At 67.7% G+C, this 15,688-nt stretch carries 11 protein-coding genes and 1 pseudogene; 8 read left to right on the top strand and 4 right to left on the bottom strand.

The features are described 5' to 3' along the window. Window positions 1-24 precede the first annotated feature (24 nt). A complete protein-coding gene (locus ACFVIM_RS06765) occupies window positions 25-576 on the top strand; it encodes an AAA family ATPase (protein ID WP_384299413.1) in 552 nt (183 codons plus the stop codon). On the opposite strand, the gene ACFVIM_RS06760 is transcribed toward ACFVIM_RS06765, so the two are convergent. The 4 genes from ACFVIM_RS06760 to ACFVIM_RS06745 form a co-directional block, all read right to left on the bottom strand. After that, a complete protein-coding gene (locus tag ACFVIM_RS06760; RefSeq protein ID WP_384299411.1) occupies window positions 561-1,721 on the bottom strand; it encodes a TniQ family protein in 1,161 nt (386 codons plus the stop codon). The genes ACFVIM_RS06765 and ACFVIM_RS06760 overlap by 16 nt on opposite strands. A gap of 134 nt (window positions 1,722-1,855) precedes the next feature. Then, the gene (locus ACFVIM_RS06755) at window positions 1,856-2,905 is read right to left on the bottom strand and encodes a TniQ family protein (protein ID WP_384299408.1); all 1,050 of its coding nucleotides are present in this window, start codon (window positions 2,903-2,905) and stop codon (window positions 1,856-1,858) included. 444 nt (window positions 2,906-3,349) lie between these two features. Beyond that, window positions 3,350-5,623 (bottom strand): restriction endonuclease, encoded by a 2,274-nt coding sequence (locus ACFVIM_RS06750; RefSeq protein ID WP_384299406.1) that lies wholly within the window; start codon window positions 5,621-5,623, stop codon window positions 3,350-3,352. 68 nt (window positions 5,624-5,691) lie between these two features. Beyond that, window positions 5,692-5,946 (bottom strand): helix-turn-helix domain-containing protein, encoded by a 255-nt coding sequence (locus ACFVIM_RS06745; RefSeq protein ID WP_384299404.1) that lies wholly within the window; start codon window positions 5,944-5,946, stop codon window positions 5,692-5,694. Window positions 5,947-6,015: 69 nt separating this feature from the next. Here ACFVIM_RS06745 and ACFVIM_RS06740 point away from each other — a divergent pair, with 69 nt between their 5' ends. The 7 genes and pseudogenes from ACFVIM_RS06740 to ACFVIM_RS06710 all read left to right on the top strand — a co-directional run. After that, window positions 6,016-7,512, top strand: a complete 1,497-nt coding sequence (locus tag ACFVIM_RS06740) for a TniQ family protein (protein WP_384299401.1) — start codon at window positions 6,016-6,018, stop codon at window positions 7,510-7,512. A gap of 29 nt (window positions 7,513-7,541) precedes the next feature. Beyond that, window positions 7,542-7,796: a hypothetical protein gene (locus ACFVIM_RS06735; protein WP_384299399.1), complete on the top strand. Its 255-nt coding sequence runs from the start codon at window positions 7,542-7,544 to the stop codon at window positions 7,794-7,796. After that, window positions 7,793-8,560, top strand: a complete 768-nt coding sequence (locus tag ACFVIM_RS06730; protein WP_384299396.1) for a TnsA-like heteromeric transposase endonuclease subunit — start codon at window positions 7,793-7,795, stop codon at window positions 8,558-8,560. The genes ACFVIM_RS06735 and ACFVIM_RS06730 overlap by 4 nt, the downstream gene beginning before the upstream one ends. Beyond that, the gene (locus ACFVIM_RS06725; RefSeq protein WP_384299394.1) at window positions 8,560-10,686 is read left to right on the top strand and encodes a Mu transposase C-terminal domain-containing protein; all 2,127 of its coding nucleotides are present in this window, start codon (window positions 8,560-8,562) and stop codon (window positions 10,684-10,686) included. Before ACFVIM_RS06730 ends, ACFVIM_RS06725 begins: the two co-directional genes overlap by 1 nt. A 5-nt stretch (window positions 10,687-10,691) precedes the next feature. Next, window positions 10,692-11,888 carry a TniB family NTP-binding protein gene (locus ACFVIM_RS06720; RefSeq protein WP_384299392.1) on the top strand — a complete coding sequence of 399 codons (1,197 nt, stop codon included), beginning with the start codon at window positions 10,692-10,694 and terminating at the stop codon, window positions 11,886-11,888. A 122-nt stretch (window positions 11,889-12,010) separates the two neighbouring features. Beyond that, window positions 12,011-13,126 (top strand): TniQ family protein, encoded by a 1,116-nt coding sequence (locus ACFVIM_RS06715; protein ID WP_384299389.1) that lies wholly within the window; start codon window positions 12,011-12,013, stop codon window positions 13,124-13,126. 290 nt (window positions 13,127-13,416) lie between these two features. Then, a pseudogene (locus tag ACFVIM_RS06710) lies at window positions 13,417-15,688 on the top strand (hypothetical protein); the annotation flags it as partial.

Here is a 15,688-nt window from a genome sequence, read left to right as displayed (position 1 = left end):
GCGGACCTGGAAGGACCTCTCATCGTGGCACCCCTCGCCGTCCTGTTCATCGGCATCACCGGCTCAGGGAAGACCACCCTCGCCCAGGCCCTGACCGCCCACGGCTACACCCGGCTGTCCGTCGACGAGGAAGTCCACCGCCTCCACGGCCGCTACGGCATCGACTACCCCGAGCACACCTACTTCGAGCGCGAGCGCCCCGCCCTCGCCGCCGTCCTCGAACGCTTCACCAAAGAACTCGAAGCCGGCCACGACATCGTCCTCGACCACGGCCTGTGGCGCCGGGCCGACCGAGACACCTGGACCCGGGCCGCCCGCGCCGCCGGCGCCCATCCCGTCCTCGTCTACCTCCCTACCAGCCGCACCGAACTCCTGGAGCGGCTGGAGGCGCGCAACCGGCGGGACGACGCCAACGCCCTGACCGTCACCCCCGAAGCCCTCGACGACTTCTTCGCCCGCTTCGATCCCCCGGCCGACGACGAAGACGCCATCGTATGGACGGGACAACCAGACGCCCTAGCCACCGCACTCCGCGGCATCCGCCGGGGAGAGAGCCCGCGTCAGCCGCCGTCGTGACCATCCGTCTGGGCCCCGTGAAGCTTGACCAGCGCGTCGGAGGCAACCGCCTGGTTGATGATCTCGTGCAGCTCAGGACTGGCCTCGCCCAGGTACGACGGCACACGCCCGCCGAAGTCCCGAAGGCGTGCCTGGCTGACCACGGAGAAGCCCTCTTGCACGGCAGCGGTCACATCCTGGCTCTCCAAGACCGTTCCGATCACATGGAGCTTGGCCGCCTGGGTCACCGGATCACGCTGCCCCTCCCACACGAATCCGATCCTTGGATCGGATGTCGTGCGCCGCATCGGTGAGAGGAATCCTGACCCGGACGGCCGCCAGGTGACAACGGGGCCGTTCTCCCCCCATTCCCGGGGCGGAATGTCCTTCTCGGCGGTGGGGAAGCGCTCCTGAAGGGCCGGGTCCGGGCTGGTGAAGGCCCGGACCCGCAGAGCGTTCGGGTCTTCGAGGAGCGTCTGCAGGGCCCGCAGGTCGGTGTACCACTGCTCGTCCTCGTCCGTGGGAGAGCCGGGAACGATGAGCCGGGTTAGCCGGTGATGCGTGCGCTGCACCACGGGGTCGGCGACCGGCGGCGTATCCATCTCCCACAGGGGCCGGCCGCAGCGCGTGCGCTTGGAACGGCGCTTGGCGTTTGACGGGAGCCTAGACGGTTCGTCGTCGCGGTCGAGGAACCCCGGGCACCGTCCCGGCGCGTCCGAGCGCAGGATCGACGGGGAGAACGGAGAGCCGCAGCCGGGGCAGTGGGACGCCATGTAGCGACCGTGGTCGGGACACATCACCGCCCACGACTGGTACCACCGCAACGGCCATCGGGCGGGAGGTTCGAGGCAGGGCGGGCAGAAGGACCAGGTCTCTTCCGGAGCCCAGTCGTATTCGGGGTGACGTCTGAGCCGGCCTTCGCTCTTCTTGACGAAGCCGAACAGCGTCATGTCGCGCAGGGCCTCCGGGCTCAGCCCCGTCACGGCGTGCAGCGACATGGCGGCGGGAACCGTCAGTTCAGCGGTGTGGCGTGCGAGACGGAACGCGTGGGCGGTCTTCGGTTCCAGACCGAGCCGGTTCATGATCTGTGTGCGGTCTACCTCGTAGGAGGAAGCGAGGTGATCGACCCAGCTGAACAGAGACTCGCCGGGCAACGGCACCGGCACGGCGGGCAGACGCCGCCGCGGTGGCCCGGCTGGAGTGGGCTGGGCATCGTCGTGTTGCCTGCTCCGGGGAAGAGCCGCTGTGGTTCCGGGAACTGGGGGAGGCGTCGGCGTATCGTCGTTGTCGTGTTGCGCGTTCACTCGGACCTCTGGGGATAGGGCAGCAGCTTGGATCCGGCCGCGGGGTGCACACGGTAGGGCGAGTGGGTGTTGATGTAGGCGGGACCCTGATAGGGAAGCGCCACAAGGCCTGTCCGCAGGGCCTCGCGCATGTGCTCGGTGTCGTGATGGAACGGGCCGAACACCAAGGCGGTCCCGTGCAGGGTGGGATTGCGCCAATGAAGGCGGTTCCACGGGTGCTCGGGGCCCGGCTGGTGGAGGTTCAGCCAGAGCACCGACCGCTCCGGACGGTAGCGCGTCGCCGAGAGCCGCTGGGCCACATGGGCGGCAGCTGCCATCCACAGCGGGTCGGTCCACAGCGGGGACAGCTCGGGCTGGGTCCGAGGCCAGGGACCGCCGTCCAGGGAGAGCGCGGGCCGGAGTTCCGGCTGAGCCCTTCGCAGCATCTCGGGGGTCAGGCGCTGGGCGGCGAGGGCAGTCAGCGATGCGAACTCCTCCTCCCGCGCGGATTCGTCCGCCGCTCCGTACAGCCAGCGCATCAGCCGTTCCTGCCCCTCGATGGCGCGGGTATCAGTGACCGGGAGCGCGGCGGCCTCGTCCAGTCGCCCGCGGCACACGGCGTTCGGCCCGTTCCGCAGCGGGAGGCCGGCCCGGAGCGAGGCGGCGGCATCGGTCGCGGGCTGCATCAGGCGGCACTCACGGCTGTCCCGCCCCCAGCACAAGCCGCTCTGCACTCTCCCGCACCTAGGGCAGCGGTTGCACAGGTAGATCACATGGTCCAGGCAGGCGAAGCTCCAGGGCAGCCTCCACTCCAGTCGCCAGCGGCCGTTCCGGGCCAGACACCGGGGGCAGAAGTTCGAATGGCGGCGCAGAGCCCACGCCCCGGCGGACCAGGTCATCAGCGCTCCCGGATGCCCGTACGGCGGGCGGGGGAGGTTGGGCAGTGCGGTGGCGGTGAACCGCGACAGCAGCATCTTGCCGATGGCCTGTTCGGAGAAGCCGGTCGCCGCACCGAGTGCCTCGATAGAGGGCGTGGACAGGGCCAGCCCCGCCGTGGTCGGGCGCATCTACCCCCGGGTGCTGAGTCCGAGGGCGGTGATGATGTCCGGGCCACGTACCTCGTAGGCGAGACAGAGCCGGTTCATCCAGCTCGGCAGTGACTCCCGCCTGCCCGGAACGGGAACCGCAGGAAGCCGTCGGGGAGCCCCGGGCTGCGGCCGGGGCGAGTCAGGAACCTGGGCTGGCACGCCGAGTGCGCCTAGAGCATTTCGTTGGGGTCACCGTCTGACCATAAGGAAGATGTCGATGATGTGGAGTCCGGCGAGGTAGCGCGTTGCGGTCTGTCGTATCGAGCGGCCAGGCACCTATGGAAGGTCAAGGGTTTACCTGTCGCCCGCCGGTACGGCAAGTCGTCCTGGCAACAGACCTACTCGCCGAGGCAGCTGTACCCGACTGGTCCTCTCATCTGGGCCCCTGAGAGTAATGCGCCCGCAGGCGGCTGGATTCTGAGGCTATGAAAGCTCGCGAAACATGCCGTCGATCGTAACGCGTTCGGAAGCCGATGTGGAGGATCCGGAGAATCCGTAGCCCCCCTCAGAATCATACTGACGGTAGGAGAATCCGCGTTCTGCGTAATACTCTTCGATCGAGTCTCGGGCAGACTCGATTTCCGATCTCATGTCGTCGATTACACCGACCCTGGTCGCCACATCTTCAACTTCACTGACCCATTGGTGATCGGAATCGCGACCCTGTTCATTGCCGGACAGGTTCTCTAGATCCTGTCGCAGCCCGGAGCAGGCGCTCTCGTGAAATTTTTCCGAAGGGTCGAAGTGCCGCATTAGGGCTGGAGCGTATAGTTCATAGAACTCTTCGAATGCGATCACGTCATCTTTGGTGTACATCGATTCGCCCCAGCTCTCAAATGCCCATTTCAACTCTCCTTGGACATGATCTGGATCCTCTGCGTAACGCATCATCAGTACTGTGTTGAAGATTCCCCAATCGTCAGGCTCCATGTACCGGGAAGACGTGCTCTTAATTAGCTCGATCGCCACTGCGAGGAGCTCGTCGAATGATTTACCCATCAGCTGGCGTGTCGGCTCTAGCGACTTGAGGAGAGGTCTGATTGTTCGCGCGTGCGCCCCAAAAGGTTCGCGTGGATCGGATCTGTCGGATTCTCTCTCTCCGGCAATCAACTCCATCATTTTCCTGACAATGGAGGTCGAGTGAAGGGTCACGGTATTGGCGAAGTTCTGGAATCGAAGCTTTCCGCCAAGCTCGGATACTGCATACTCCAGAAGGGTGCTCACCTGGGCCAGGTGTATCGCGTCCTCGATGATGGTCACCAGGTAGTCCGGTTCTTCGTCAAGGAAGGCGAGAGTGAAGTCGCGTACGCTCGGGTTTGCGTAGGCGATCGTCGTGACCTCGTTATTTGTCTCTACGCGGACGAAGGTGCCTTCCAGTACTCGAAGTGCGCCGGTGTATTCCGTCGGCTTCGCCCCTTTTTGAACCAAAGTCTTGAGGTTGCTGGAACTGACGCCATGGACGGGGAATGAGGCAAGTGTAAGCGTTATCCATTGGCCAAGGTCAGAAAGTCCATTGTTGAAGACAATCCTCCAGAGATCCAACGGGTGGTCAAGTGTGTGGTTAAGGGTGCGCGCGAATTCATCCGCCGAAGAGTGAGGCCGCTTGATGACTAGCTCAAGGATCCGCGGAGAGAAGTTCTTGTGGTTTACGACTGCCCAGTAGGATGAATTTTCTGCGTACTCTCTGACAACTTCTCGCGAGAGAGTGGAGAAGTAGATATGGTTGTACAGCATGCGCGCCCGCTGGACCGGGCCGTAGTCGGCGATGTTTATTACGCACTCGACGACTCGAAAGTCGGCTTGAGCGATGGGCTCGCTGATGAGTCGAGTTTGTTGAAGGATCTGCGATCTCGTTGTCATGATGAGCCGCTTGTCTGGGCTCCGTGCAACACGGTCCATCAGGCGAATTATCCAACTGTCCTTCGCGCGTCTTTCGCTGATGTCCGTCTGTCCGAGGAAATCGTCATACAGGAAAACCTGTTTGCGGCCGGACTTGTATGCACTCCATGCGTCGTCAACGTCGGTTGCCACTGAAACGATTTGCCATTCCTCGTGCCAGTGCCTCAGGGCGAGCATTTCGGCAAGCATGCTCTTGCCGACTCCGGGTGAACCCGTCAGGACGACGACGTGCTTCTCGTCGAGCAGTTTGTGCGCTGCGTTGAAGTTGTCGGTATGGACATACAGCTTGACTCGGTCTCTGATGTCCTCAAGCAGTGCCTCGCTTCGCTCCCAGATGCCGCTTTGAACAATGCGTTCCAGGATTGTTGTCGAGGCGAGCCAGAGCTTGAAATGTTGCTGCTCCACCCTCGGGTGTCGCGTGATCAGGTCATTGATGTCGGTTTGGGACAGTAGGTCAGCGGTGTCGGAGAGCCATGGACCGAGATCCTCTGCAAGGGTGTCCTTCTGAGTCCTGCTCAGGTTTTGGGATGTGACGAAGAGATAGCGGTCGGGTTTCTCTTTGTTCATCTTTGGGACTTCGCGGCGTGCCGATGCGCGGAGATCTTTGAACGACGAGCCGAGGTAGTGCTTGCACTGGACGACGACCTTCCCCTCTGGTGCTTTCGCCCGTAGGTCGATGCCTCCGTCGCGGCCACGGCCGAATGCCTCCAAGCGCCAGTGGTACTCGGCTGCGAGGAGGTCACGAATCAGTATCTCGAAGTCGCTGGGCGAGAGGGTGCGGAAGTCGTAGTCGGCCAAACCGTGTGCTCCAGCAGGGTGATTGGGCCATCAGCTCGCACGCTGAGACGGGGCCTCGACTTTACCGGCTAGAGGTCGCCCGGCTCGGTGTCCTGGAAGAGGTCGGCCGGCTTGACCCCCAGGGCTTGGGCGAGTGCGGGGATGCGGTCGACGGAAACGCTGTGAACAGCCGCTTCGACCTCGGCGTAGAAGGACCGGTCCATCCCGGCCGCCGCAGCCACGGCGGTCTGGGTCAGCCCCGCCCGCGTACGCAGAGCACGCAGCCGTCGGCCGAAGGCCAGCCGCTGGGCCGGGACCTCGGCATTGGAATCACTGTTCGCCACAGCCGGTAACCGTAGTACAGCCCCACCTTTGTAGGAGACTTCCTACAAGATCGTTTCGGGGGTGTGGCGATGGGGGAGAGCTCTGTCCCGCGACGGCTTCCGGCGGTGCTGGTCCCCGTGGAGGGGGAGTCGTTCGCCTCGTGGCTCAGCCGGGCGGCGGCCGACTGGCAGCTGGCTCCGGGGGAGGCCGCGCTGGCTCTGGGGCTGGAATGCCGCCCGGGGGTCGTGGTGCGTCCGCTGCTGTTCGGCGTCACGCTCTCCAGACGGAGCCTTCGGCGGGCCGGGGCCGCCACCGGGCTCGGAGCACGGGACCTGCATGCGATGCAGCTGGCCCGGTACGCGGGGACGGCTCTGGAACTCGCCGGACTGGACCGCCCGGCCTCGGAACCGTCGCTCGCCGTGCTCGGCCACCAGGAGTGGGCCCTGTTCACCGCCAGCCGGGCATGTCCGAAATGCCTGGCGGAGCGTCCGGTGTGGCCGCTCTGGTGGCGCCTGGGGATCGCGGCAGTGTGCCCGGTGCACCACGTCCTGCTGGTGGATGTCTGCCGCCGCTGCCGGACGAGACTGGGCCAGGGCTACAACGGTCATCCCCGGGGGCTCCCCTCCCGCCGCCCGGAGATGGACCTGAGCCGTTGCAACAACCGCCGTCCGGCGGGCAGGCAGCGCAAGGCCGGGCTGTGCGACCAGAAGCTGGCCGCTCTGCCCGCCACACCGGTGCCGGCCGCGCTCGCCGCCTTACAGCAGCGGGTCCTGGACATCGCGGACGGCCAGACCGAGCCGCGTGTCGCCGGACGTACGGTGCCCGCCGCGGAGTTCTTCGCCGCGCTGCGGTTCACCACCGCAGTGGCCCGGCTGGTGGCCACCGACGACGACCTCGCCGCGTGCTCCTTCCTGCCCGATGAGGCGGCCGAGGCGTTCACCGCCGAACAGCACGCGCGGCAGCGGGCTACCCGAGGCGGCGTGGGCACCCAGATGGGGGCCGTCCCGCCCGCCGCAGCCAACGCCGCGGCTGCCCTCGCCCTGACCGAGCCCGTGCTCCTCGGCCCCGGCCGACGGTCAGGCTCGGACCTGCTCAGCGAGTGGATCGGCCGGGCCGTCGCCCGGCGCCGCACCCCGGGCAAGGGCGATCCGCTGCGGGCCGTGCCCCGCCCAGCCTGCCTGGAACCACTGGTGCGGGCCGCCGCCCCGCCGGCCACCCGCGTCGCCGGAGCCTCGCCGCCCGCCCCGCTCCCGTGGTCGCCTTCACCGCAGACCATCTGCCCCACCTCGTGGACGCCGACGACTACACCGACCTGCTGGCACCCCACCTGCCGGGTACGGCCCCGGCCAGCGGGCGCCGTCTCGCCGCCCTGTGCCTGGCCCGCCTCGTGGGCGCCCCGAGCTGGCAGCAGGCCGCCGGCGACCTGGCCATGGACCCGCTCAAGGCCGCCCGAGCGGCCAACACCCTGGTCCAGCGGATCACCGACCCCGACGCGTTCTGGGACAGCGCCGAACGGCTCGCCCGGCGGCACCACCGCCGCGGCCTCGTCGACTACGGTGCCCGCCGCCGGGCCCTGGCCACGCTGACCGCCGTCCCCCACGCGGTGCTTTATCCGGTGTGCCGCCCCCTGGACCACGACGTCACCCTCCAGCGGCGCCGACACGCCGCGGCCTGGGTCTGGCAGCACTTCACCGGCGGTGACGTCCGCGAAGCACCCGCCTACGACCCCCGGCTGTGGCCATCGGCCAGCACGGAGTCCGTCCGGGAAGGGCGGCGCCGCTTCGCCGCCTGGGTCCCCGACACGGTCGCCGCCCATCTGACCGCTTACGGACACGGCCTCCTTCACCCCGACACACCAGGAGGGACATGAGCCCGAAGAGAACCCGCACCCTGACCCCGATCCGGCACGCGGACCACCAGCTGTTCATCCGCTTCTACGACGCGGGCGGCATCGAGCGGCTCATGCCCGCCAATCAGGCCGCCGAGGTGCCCTTCGAAACGTGCATGCCCGCCCGGGACATCCCCTCCTACGCCGGACAGAAGCACACCCCCGGCTTCTACTGGGCGGCCAGCAGCGACACCGTCGTGGAGTACGAGAGCTTCCTGGAAGCCCGCTGGATGAAACTCCTCGACTTCGACTCCAAGGTCGCCTGCTTCACCGCCCAGCCGTTCATCTTCGAGGGCGTCGACGCCGACGGCACCTGGACCCACTACCCCGACCTCTTCATCCGCCGCACCGACGGCACCGTGCTGCTGCTGGACGTGAAGAACCCCGAACAGATCGACAAGCCCAAGGTCCAGCACCAGGCCCGCCGCACCGCCGCAGCCTGCCAGACACTCGGCTGGGACTACCAGATGGTCGGCGAACCGGACCCCCAGCTGTGGGCCACCGTCGAATGGCTCGCCGGCTACCGCCGACCCCTGAACGCCGCGGCCCCCGTCGTCCACGTTCTCCTCTTCCGGGCCCAGAACCCCGTCAGCATCGCCGAACTGCTGTCCCTGTGGCCCGACCCCCAGGTCGAACGCGCCGTCACCTACCACCTCATGTGGCGTCAACACCTGCTGTTCGACCTCACCCAGCCCCTGCGCGACCACACCCCGGTATGGGCCGCGCCTGCCCTGGAGCACACCTGATGGACCAGCGCCACCGCATCGCCGCCACCGACTGGATCGAGTTCGAGGAGGAACAGCACCAAGTCACCGGCATCACCGGCGCCCTGATCCGGCTCCGCTCGGCCTCCGGACACCACCAGACCATCATGCTCAGCGTCCTGCTGACCGACCCCTCCTTCCGGGCCCGGACCGTACCACCGCCCGAAGCCGCCGACACCGCCGCAGGCCTCGACCCCGGCGGGGTCCTGGCTCTGCTGCCCAAGGAAGTCCGCGACAACGCCCTCAAACTGGAAGAACACCTCAAAGAAGCGACCACCGGCTACCTCTCGGGAGACTCCCTCGCCGCCCAGCCCGGCGAACCCCGCCCCGAGTACCACCCCGACCTCCCGCTCAGCACCCGCGTCGAATCGAAGGCGGCCGAACTCGGCCTCACCCCACGCCGGATCTGGCAACTCCTCGACGAATGGGAGGAGAACGGACTGTGGGCCCTGGTCGACCGGCGCAAGGCCCGCCTCAAGAACCCGCTGCGCAACATCGACGACCGCGTGATCTCCGCGATCCGGGAACAGGCCGCCGCCGAACGCTTCGACAGCTCCTCCAGCGTCTCCACCCGCTTCCGCCGCCGCACCCAGAACCGGCTGGACGCCGACTACGGACCCGGCACGGTCCCCCTGCCCAAGGAAGACACCTTCCGGCGCGTCGTCAAGATCCTGCTCCACCGAAGCCCCTCCGACCCCGCCTACCAGCGGATCTCGGACGCCAACCAGCCCGACCGCACCTTCGGCAACGTCATCGCCCACCGGCCCGGCCAGGTCGTCATGCTCGACACCACCCCGCTGGACGTCTTCGCCTACGACCCCGTGATGAACGACACCTACAACGTCGAACTCACCATCGCCCTCGACATCGCCACCCGCTCCATCCTCGCCTGGCGCCTGACCCCGCTCGGCACCAAAGCCATCGACATCGGCCTGCTCCTCGCCGACGTCATGACCCCCGAACCCATGCGCCCAGCCTGGGCCGCCGCCCTGCGCTACCAGATGCTCCGCGTCCCCTACCAGCGCCACCTCAGCCTGGACGAACGCCTCGCCGAAGCCGCAGCTCGCCCCGTCATCTACCCCGAGACCCTCCTCTACGACCACGGCAAACCCTACAAATCGGATGTCGTCCGACGCGCCTGCCGCAAATGGAAGATCGACATGCAGGACGCCCGGAAACTCCAGCCCACCGACAAGCCCCACGTCGAACGCCTCTTCGGCACCATCCGCGAACAGTTCTCCATGCACGTCGCCGGATACAAAGGCTTCAACGTCGCCCACCGCGGCAAGAACCCCGAACAACAGGCCCGCTGGACACTGGACGAGATCGCCGAGTTCTTCGCCGAATACGTCGTCGCGGTCTACCAGAACAAGCACCACGCCGGGCTGCACCTGCACGGCTTCCCCGACCTGAACGTCTCGCCCAACGAGGCGTACGCCATGGCACTCGGCGCCGCCGGCTTCGTCGACTGCCCACGCGACCCCGCCATGTACTACGAACTGCTGCCCATCGCCGACGCCGGACGCACCATCAACACCTACGGGGTCGAACTCAACTACCTCGTCTACAACGCGCCGGTGCTCTACGGGTTCCGGCGGGCCAAATCCCCGTACAACGGCGAGCGCTGGCCCATCCGGTACGACCCCCGGAACCTCCTGCACGCCTACTTCCACAACCCCAGCGACAACGAGTGGTACGTCCTCGACTGGACCAAGGCGCTCAGCGATCTCCAGCCCTTCACCGACATCACCCTGCGAGAGGCCAAGCGCCTGGTCGAACTCCGCGGCGGAGACCCGAAGGACAACGACTACCAGGAGAAGATCGCGCAGGCCCTGTGGGACCTGCAAAACCGCACCGACGCCCCCGAGACCTGGACCAAGGCCGACCGCAAACGGCACACCCGAGACCGCCACCGCGCCCAGGCACAGGCCCAGGACGAAGCGCGCTCCACCCCCGCCATCACCGCCCCGTCGCTCGTACCCCCCGGCAGCGTGAAACCGGCCATCGCGTCCCTCCACGCCGTCCCCGACCCGGCCGACGACGACTTCGACCCCTTCACCGTCCAGCCCGCCGAGGTCTGGAACTCCCCCACCAGCCAGGAGGGCTGACCACCATGCCGACCACACCCCCCTCCGACGGCGAAAGCAGCAGCCCCTCCTACGGCCCCGGCGACTTCAGACACCCGGGCCTCTCCGAGCCGCGCACCAAAGAGGAATGGCGCGAGTACCTCGACTACCGCCTCCCTCCCCGGCCGCTGCTGCTGGACAGCGAGACCTACGAGAAGCTCAGCCCCGAAGAACGCCGCCGGCACAACCAGGCCCGCGCCGCCCATCACAGCGCCCTCGTCATCGTCCGCACCAGCCAGATGCACACGATCCACCACCAGATCCGCCGGCGGATGATGACCAACGCGCACCAGCCCGCCGGAGCCCGCCGCGGCATCGTCCTCGACGGCCCCGCCACCCTCGGCAAATCCACCCTGGTCAAGACCTTCGCCTACGACTTCGAGCACACGCTGCGGCGCGACCACCCAGAGCGCTTCACCTTGCAGTACATGGTCGACGACCACCTGATCGACTACACACCCGTCGTCTACGTCAACATCCCCTCCCAGGCCACACCCAAGGACCTGTCCATCGCCCTCGCCGAGTACCTCGGCCAGAGTTACCGATCGGGCGCGACCAAGACCGACATCACCCGGCTCGTCCTGGAGAAGATGCGCCTCGTCGGCGTCGAACTCGTGATCATCGACGACGCCCACTTCATGGACCTCTCCCTCAAGGAGGGCAAGGTCGTCAACGACCACCTGAAGTACATCGCCAACCACACCGCAGCCACCTTCATCTACACCGGCGTCGACCTCAAGCACTCCGGCCTCTTCCTCGAAGGCACCGGCGCCGCCCGCGTCACCCAGACCGCAGGCCGCAACACCCTCCTCCACATGACCCCGTACGCCATCAAGACCAAGGAAGAGAAATCCGACTGGGTCTCCGTCATCAGCGCCATGGAGGACGCCCTCGTCCTCTACAAGCACCAGCCCGGGACCCTCGCCGGACTGTGGAAATACCTGCACCGCCGCACCGGAGGGAACATCAGCTCCCTCGCGGAACTCATCCGCGAAGCCGCAGCCGACGCGATGCTCACCGGTACAGAACGGATAGACCGGAAACTCCTCGACAGCATCGTGATCAACGAACACGCACAGAGCACCTACGAGACGTTCTGGCGGGATGAGCCTCAGCCGCCCGCGCCTGAGCCTGAGCAGAAGGACAAGCCCGAGGAGGACGACGGTGAGGCCGCAGCCGGATAGAGAATCACCGGAAAGCGTGATCCCAGGCGAGACCTGCCAGGGGTGAACCGGGCCTTCCCGGGAGCCAGTCCAGACCGATGGCTGGTTCCCGGACCCCGGCGGCGGGCGTCGTATCGTGACGTGTGATCGATCCCGCCGTCGGCCGCGTCCGGCGCCTCCCCGTCGTACCAGTACCACTTCCGCGTGAATCGCTGCTCAGCTGGCTGACACACCTGGCCGCCGAGTACGACGTCCCCCGCAACCAGATAGCCGAAGCATGCGGAATCGTACGCACCAGCAAAACCCTGCAAATCACCGACTCGGGGCCGGAATCCGTCATGCACGGCCTCGGCGACACCGACCTGATCCGGATGGAACAAACCACTGGACTCTCCCCGGACAAGACACAGGCCATGACCTGGCAGCGCTTCACCGGAACCGTCATCAACCCCCAACTCGGCAAGGACGCCCGCGGAAACCGATTCCGGGTGATGAAGGCAAACTGGATCGACCCCCGCGAACTGAAATTCTGCCCCACCTGCATCGAAGAGACCGGCGGACGCTGGCCCCTGGAGTGGTGCACGCCATGGACATTCGCCTGCCAGCGCCACAACTGCTATCTGCTAGCGGAGTGCCCTTTATGCCGGACACCACTACGCGCCGGCACCGTGAACTTCAGGCAGGGCAACTGCCAGGGAAAACAACGGCACCGACTCACCGACGCCGTCCAGCGGTGCGGAACGGAGTACCAGAACTGGCAGGCCCCCACGCTCCACGACGAGGCGCTTGTCGAACTGCAACACCTGCTCGAAAAGCACCTCGCATCGGCGCAACCGGACGCCCGTCACGCCCAAGGGGACTTCGCCGATCTGATAGCCATGGCGAATTTCGCGCTCTGGGTGGCAGATCCGGAACACCTGGACGGCGCCGACTTCGCTATTACTGAAGCCTTCGCCGAGTTCTGCGCCGCAGCCATGACTGGAACTGGCCGATCCTCGCACCCAGAACCCAAGCCCATGGCGCGCACGGCAGCTTTGCGGATCGCCTCAGAGATTGTTTTAAGCAGCAACCCATGGTCCACCGCCCGCGAGATCATCGACTTCGCCTCCCGGCCGCTACCCGTCCAAGTGCTACCGCTGCACCAAGCGTGGCGCAAGCGCCCACCCCAGGGCACCACGGGCCGTCTGGAGCGAATCGTGCGGTCGATGAGGATCGCGGTCCCTGCGGTGCGCACCCGCGACGGCCGGATCATCACTTGACCAATGAATTCCCGCCGCAGTGATTCCCGGCGGGTTCGGATCCGGGCGATGATCCGCTTTCCCGGCGTACCCCTCACTTGCCGTCCTCGATCACGCTGGGTGAACAGCAACCAGAGCCCTCGGCGGGTCTGCGCGGACAGTGAAATCTTTTGTGCGGCGAGTGTGATGTAGGTCACCGCACAAAAGATTTCACTGTCCAGGTCAGAGCCTCGGGCACTGAAATCTTCGGTGCGGTTCGACACTGGCACACGACGGACGAGCTGCTCAGCGCGGGCGTGACGGTGCGGATCGTGGCGGACCAAGAAGGCGTACGGCCGCCGTGGCGCGGGCTGGCCCGCTACGAACCCGGTGACCGCGGCCTCTTCTTCGGCCGGGAGCACATCATCACGGAACTGGCCGGGCTGGTCGCCGCCCACCGGGTGGTCGTGGTCACCGGGTCCTCCGGCAGCGGGAAGTCCTCCCTGCTGCGGGCGGGCCTGGTGCCCCGGCTGCGCCGGCCTCCTGAGGAGGAGGACGGGGGGCTGGTGTGCGCGGGGATACGGATCCTGACCCCGGGGGCGTGTCCGGCGACGACCCATGGGAGGGCGCTGGAGGGCGCGCCCGCCCCCGGCGAGGACCACGCCCCCGGCGCCCCCGGCGAGAGCCATGCCCCCGGCGACCCGGGCGACACGATCGTCCTCGTCGACCAGTTCGAGGAGGTCTTCACCCTCTGCCAGGACGGCGCCGAGCGGGCCCGGTTCCTCGATCTGCTGCTGGCCGCGCGCGACCCGGCCCGGCGGCTGAGGATCGTCATCGCCGTGCGGGCCGACTTCTACGGCCACTGCGCCGAACACCCCGGACTCGTCGCCGCGCTGCGCGCCGCCCATCTGCTGGTCGGCCCGATGAGCGCCGCCGAGCTGCGCCAGGCCGTCACCGGCCCGGCCCGTGCCTCCGGGCTGCTGGTGGAGCGGGAGCTGACCGCGCGGATCGTCCGGGAGACCACCGGCCAGCCCGGCGCGCTGCCCCTGTTGTCCCATGCGTTACTGGAGACCTGGCGCCGCCGTAACGGACGGACCCTCACCCTCGCCGCGTACCACGCCATCGGCGGCCTCAACGGCGCCATCGCGGACACCGCCGAGCATACGTACTCCCAGCTCAGCGAGGCACAGGCGGCCCATGCCCGACGGATGCTGCTCCGGCTGATCACCCCGGGGCAGGGTGCCCAGGACACCCGCCGCCCCGCCGCCAGAGGAGAACTGGAGGCAGCGGATCCGGGCGAGACCGGCCAGGTGCTCGAACGCCTGGTCCGGGCCCGGCTGATCACCCTGGACGGCGACACCGCCGATGTCGCCCATGAGGCCCTGATCACCGCGTGGCCCCGGCTGCGCGGCTGGATCGACGAGGAGCGCGGCCGGCTGATCACCCACCGCCAGCTCACGGCCGCCGCCTCCGCCTGGGACGAGCTGGACCGCGACCCGGGCGCCCTCTACCGGGGCACCCGGCTCACCGTCGCCCAGGAGGCGTTCGCCGGTTCCGGGGACCGTGACGCCCTCACCCCCCTGGAAGACGTGTATCTGGCGGCCAGCACCGCCGCCCAGGAGGCGGAGCACCGGACCAGGACCCGGACCGCGCGCCGGCTGCGCCATCTCGCCCTCGCCCTCGCCCTGCTGCTGGTCATCGCCCTGACGGCGGGGTTCGCGGCCTGGCAGCAGAGCCAGTCCAGCGGTGAGGAGCGCGACAACGCCCTGGTCGCCCAGCGCACCTCCCTCTCCCGCCAGCTGGCGGCCCAGTCCACCGCCCTGCTCGGTACGGATCCGGATCTGGCGTCGCTGCTGGCCGTGCACGCGTTCCGGACGAGTCCGACGGCGGAGGCGGTCAGCAGCCTGTACGGGGCGGCGGAGCTGCCCCTGCGGCTGAACCGGCACCTCGACGGCGCGCACGGGGCGGCGGCGTTCAGCCCGGACCTGCGGACGGTGGCGTTCGCCGCCGACGACATCCGGCTGTACGACATGGCGGACGGAAAGCTCCGTTCCGTCATTGAGCGCCGGTCCGAGTCGACCCTCGCCACCGCGGTGTTCAGCCCCAGCGGTGGACTGCTGGCCGTAGCGGGGGACGAAACCGCCCAGCTCATCGACGTGGCGGCCGGGCGAGCCATCCGGACCCTCTATCTCCACGACGCCACCGACGACGCCGCCGACACCGCCAACGACGCCGACGACCTCACCGCGCTCGCCTTCAGCCCCGACGGCACCCTCCTCGCCAGCGGGAGCCGGGACATGACCGTCCGGCTCTGGGACGTCGGCAGCCATGTCGCCCGCACCACGCTGACGGGCCATACGGGCACCGTCTCCGAGGTCGCCTTCAGTCCCGGTGGAGAAACCCTGGTCAGCATGGGCGATACGACCACCCGCAGCTGGAACGTCGACCTCCCGAGCCCCTGGGAGTCCATCCGGCGGATATGCGGGGTGATCGCCGGGGTGAGCAGGTCGGTGTACGAGGGCCAGTGCGTCTGGGGCCTGGCGCGGGTGAGCCGGAGCCGCTCCCGGAGACCGGCATCCGGGCGCCGGCTGAGCTCGGGCGGGG

It is taken from the genome of Streptomyces sp. NPDC057638, assembly GCF_042800315.1.
Classification (GTDB): Bacteria; Actinomycetota; Actinomycetes; order Streptomycetales; family Streptomycetaceae; genus Streptomyces.
Note: the sequence above shows the minus strand (reverse complement) of the source record. Positions and strands in the feature narration are given on the sequence as shown.

Coding starts and splice junctions, on each gene's coding strand:
- ACFVIM_RS06720 (WP_384299392.1), top strand. CDS start 10,692: ATGCCGACCACACCCCCCTCCGACGGCGAAAGCAGCAGCCCCTCCTAC.
- ACFVIM_RS06725 (WP_384299394.1), top strand. CDS start 8,560: ATGGACCAGCGCCACCGCATCGCCGCCACCGACTGGATCGAGTTCGAG.
- ACFVIM_RS06740 (WP_384299401.1), top strand. CDS start 6,016: ATGGGGGAGAGCTCTGTCCCGCGACGGCTTCCGGCGGTGCTGGTCCCC.
- ACFVIM_RS06730 (WP_384299396.1), top strand. CDS start 7,793: ATGAGCCCGAAGAGAACCCGCACCCTGACCCCGATCCGGCACGCGGAC.
- ACFVIM_RS06755 (WP_384299408.1), bottom strand. CDS start 2,905: ATGCGCCCGACCACGGCGGGGCTGGCCCTGTCCACGCCCTCTATCGAG.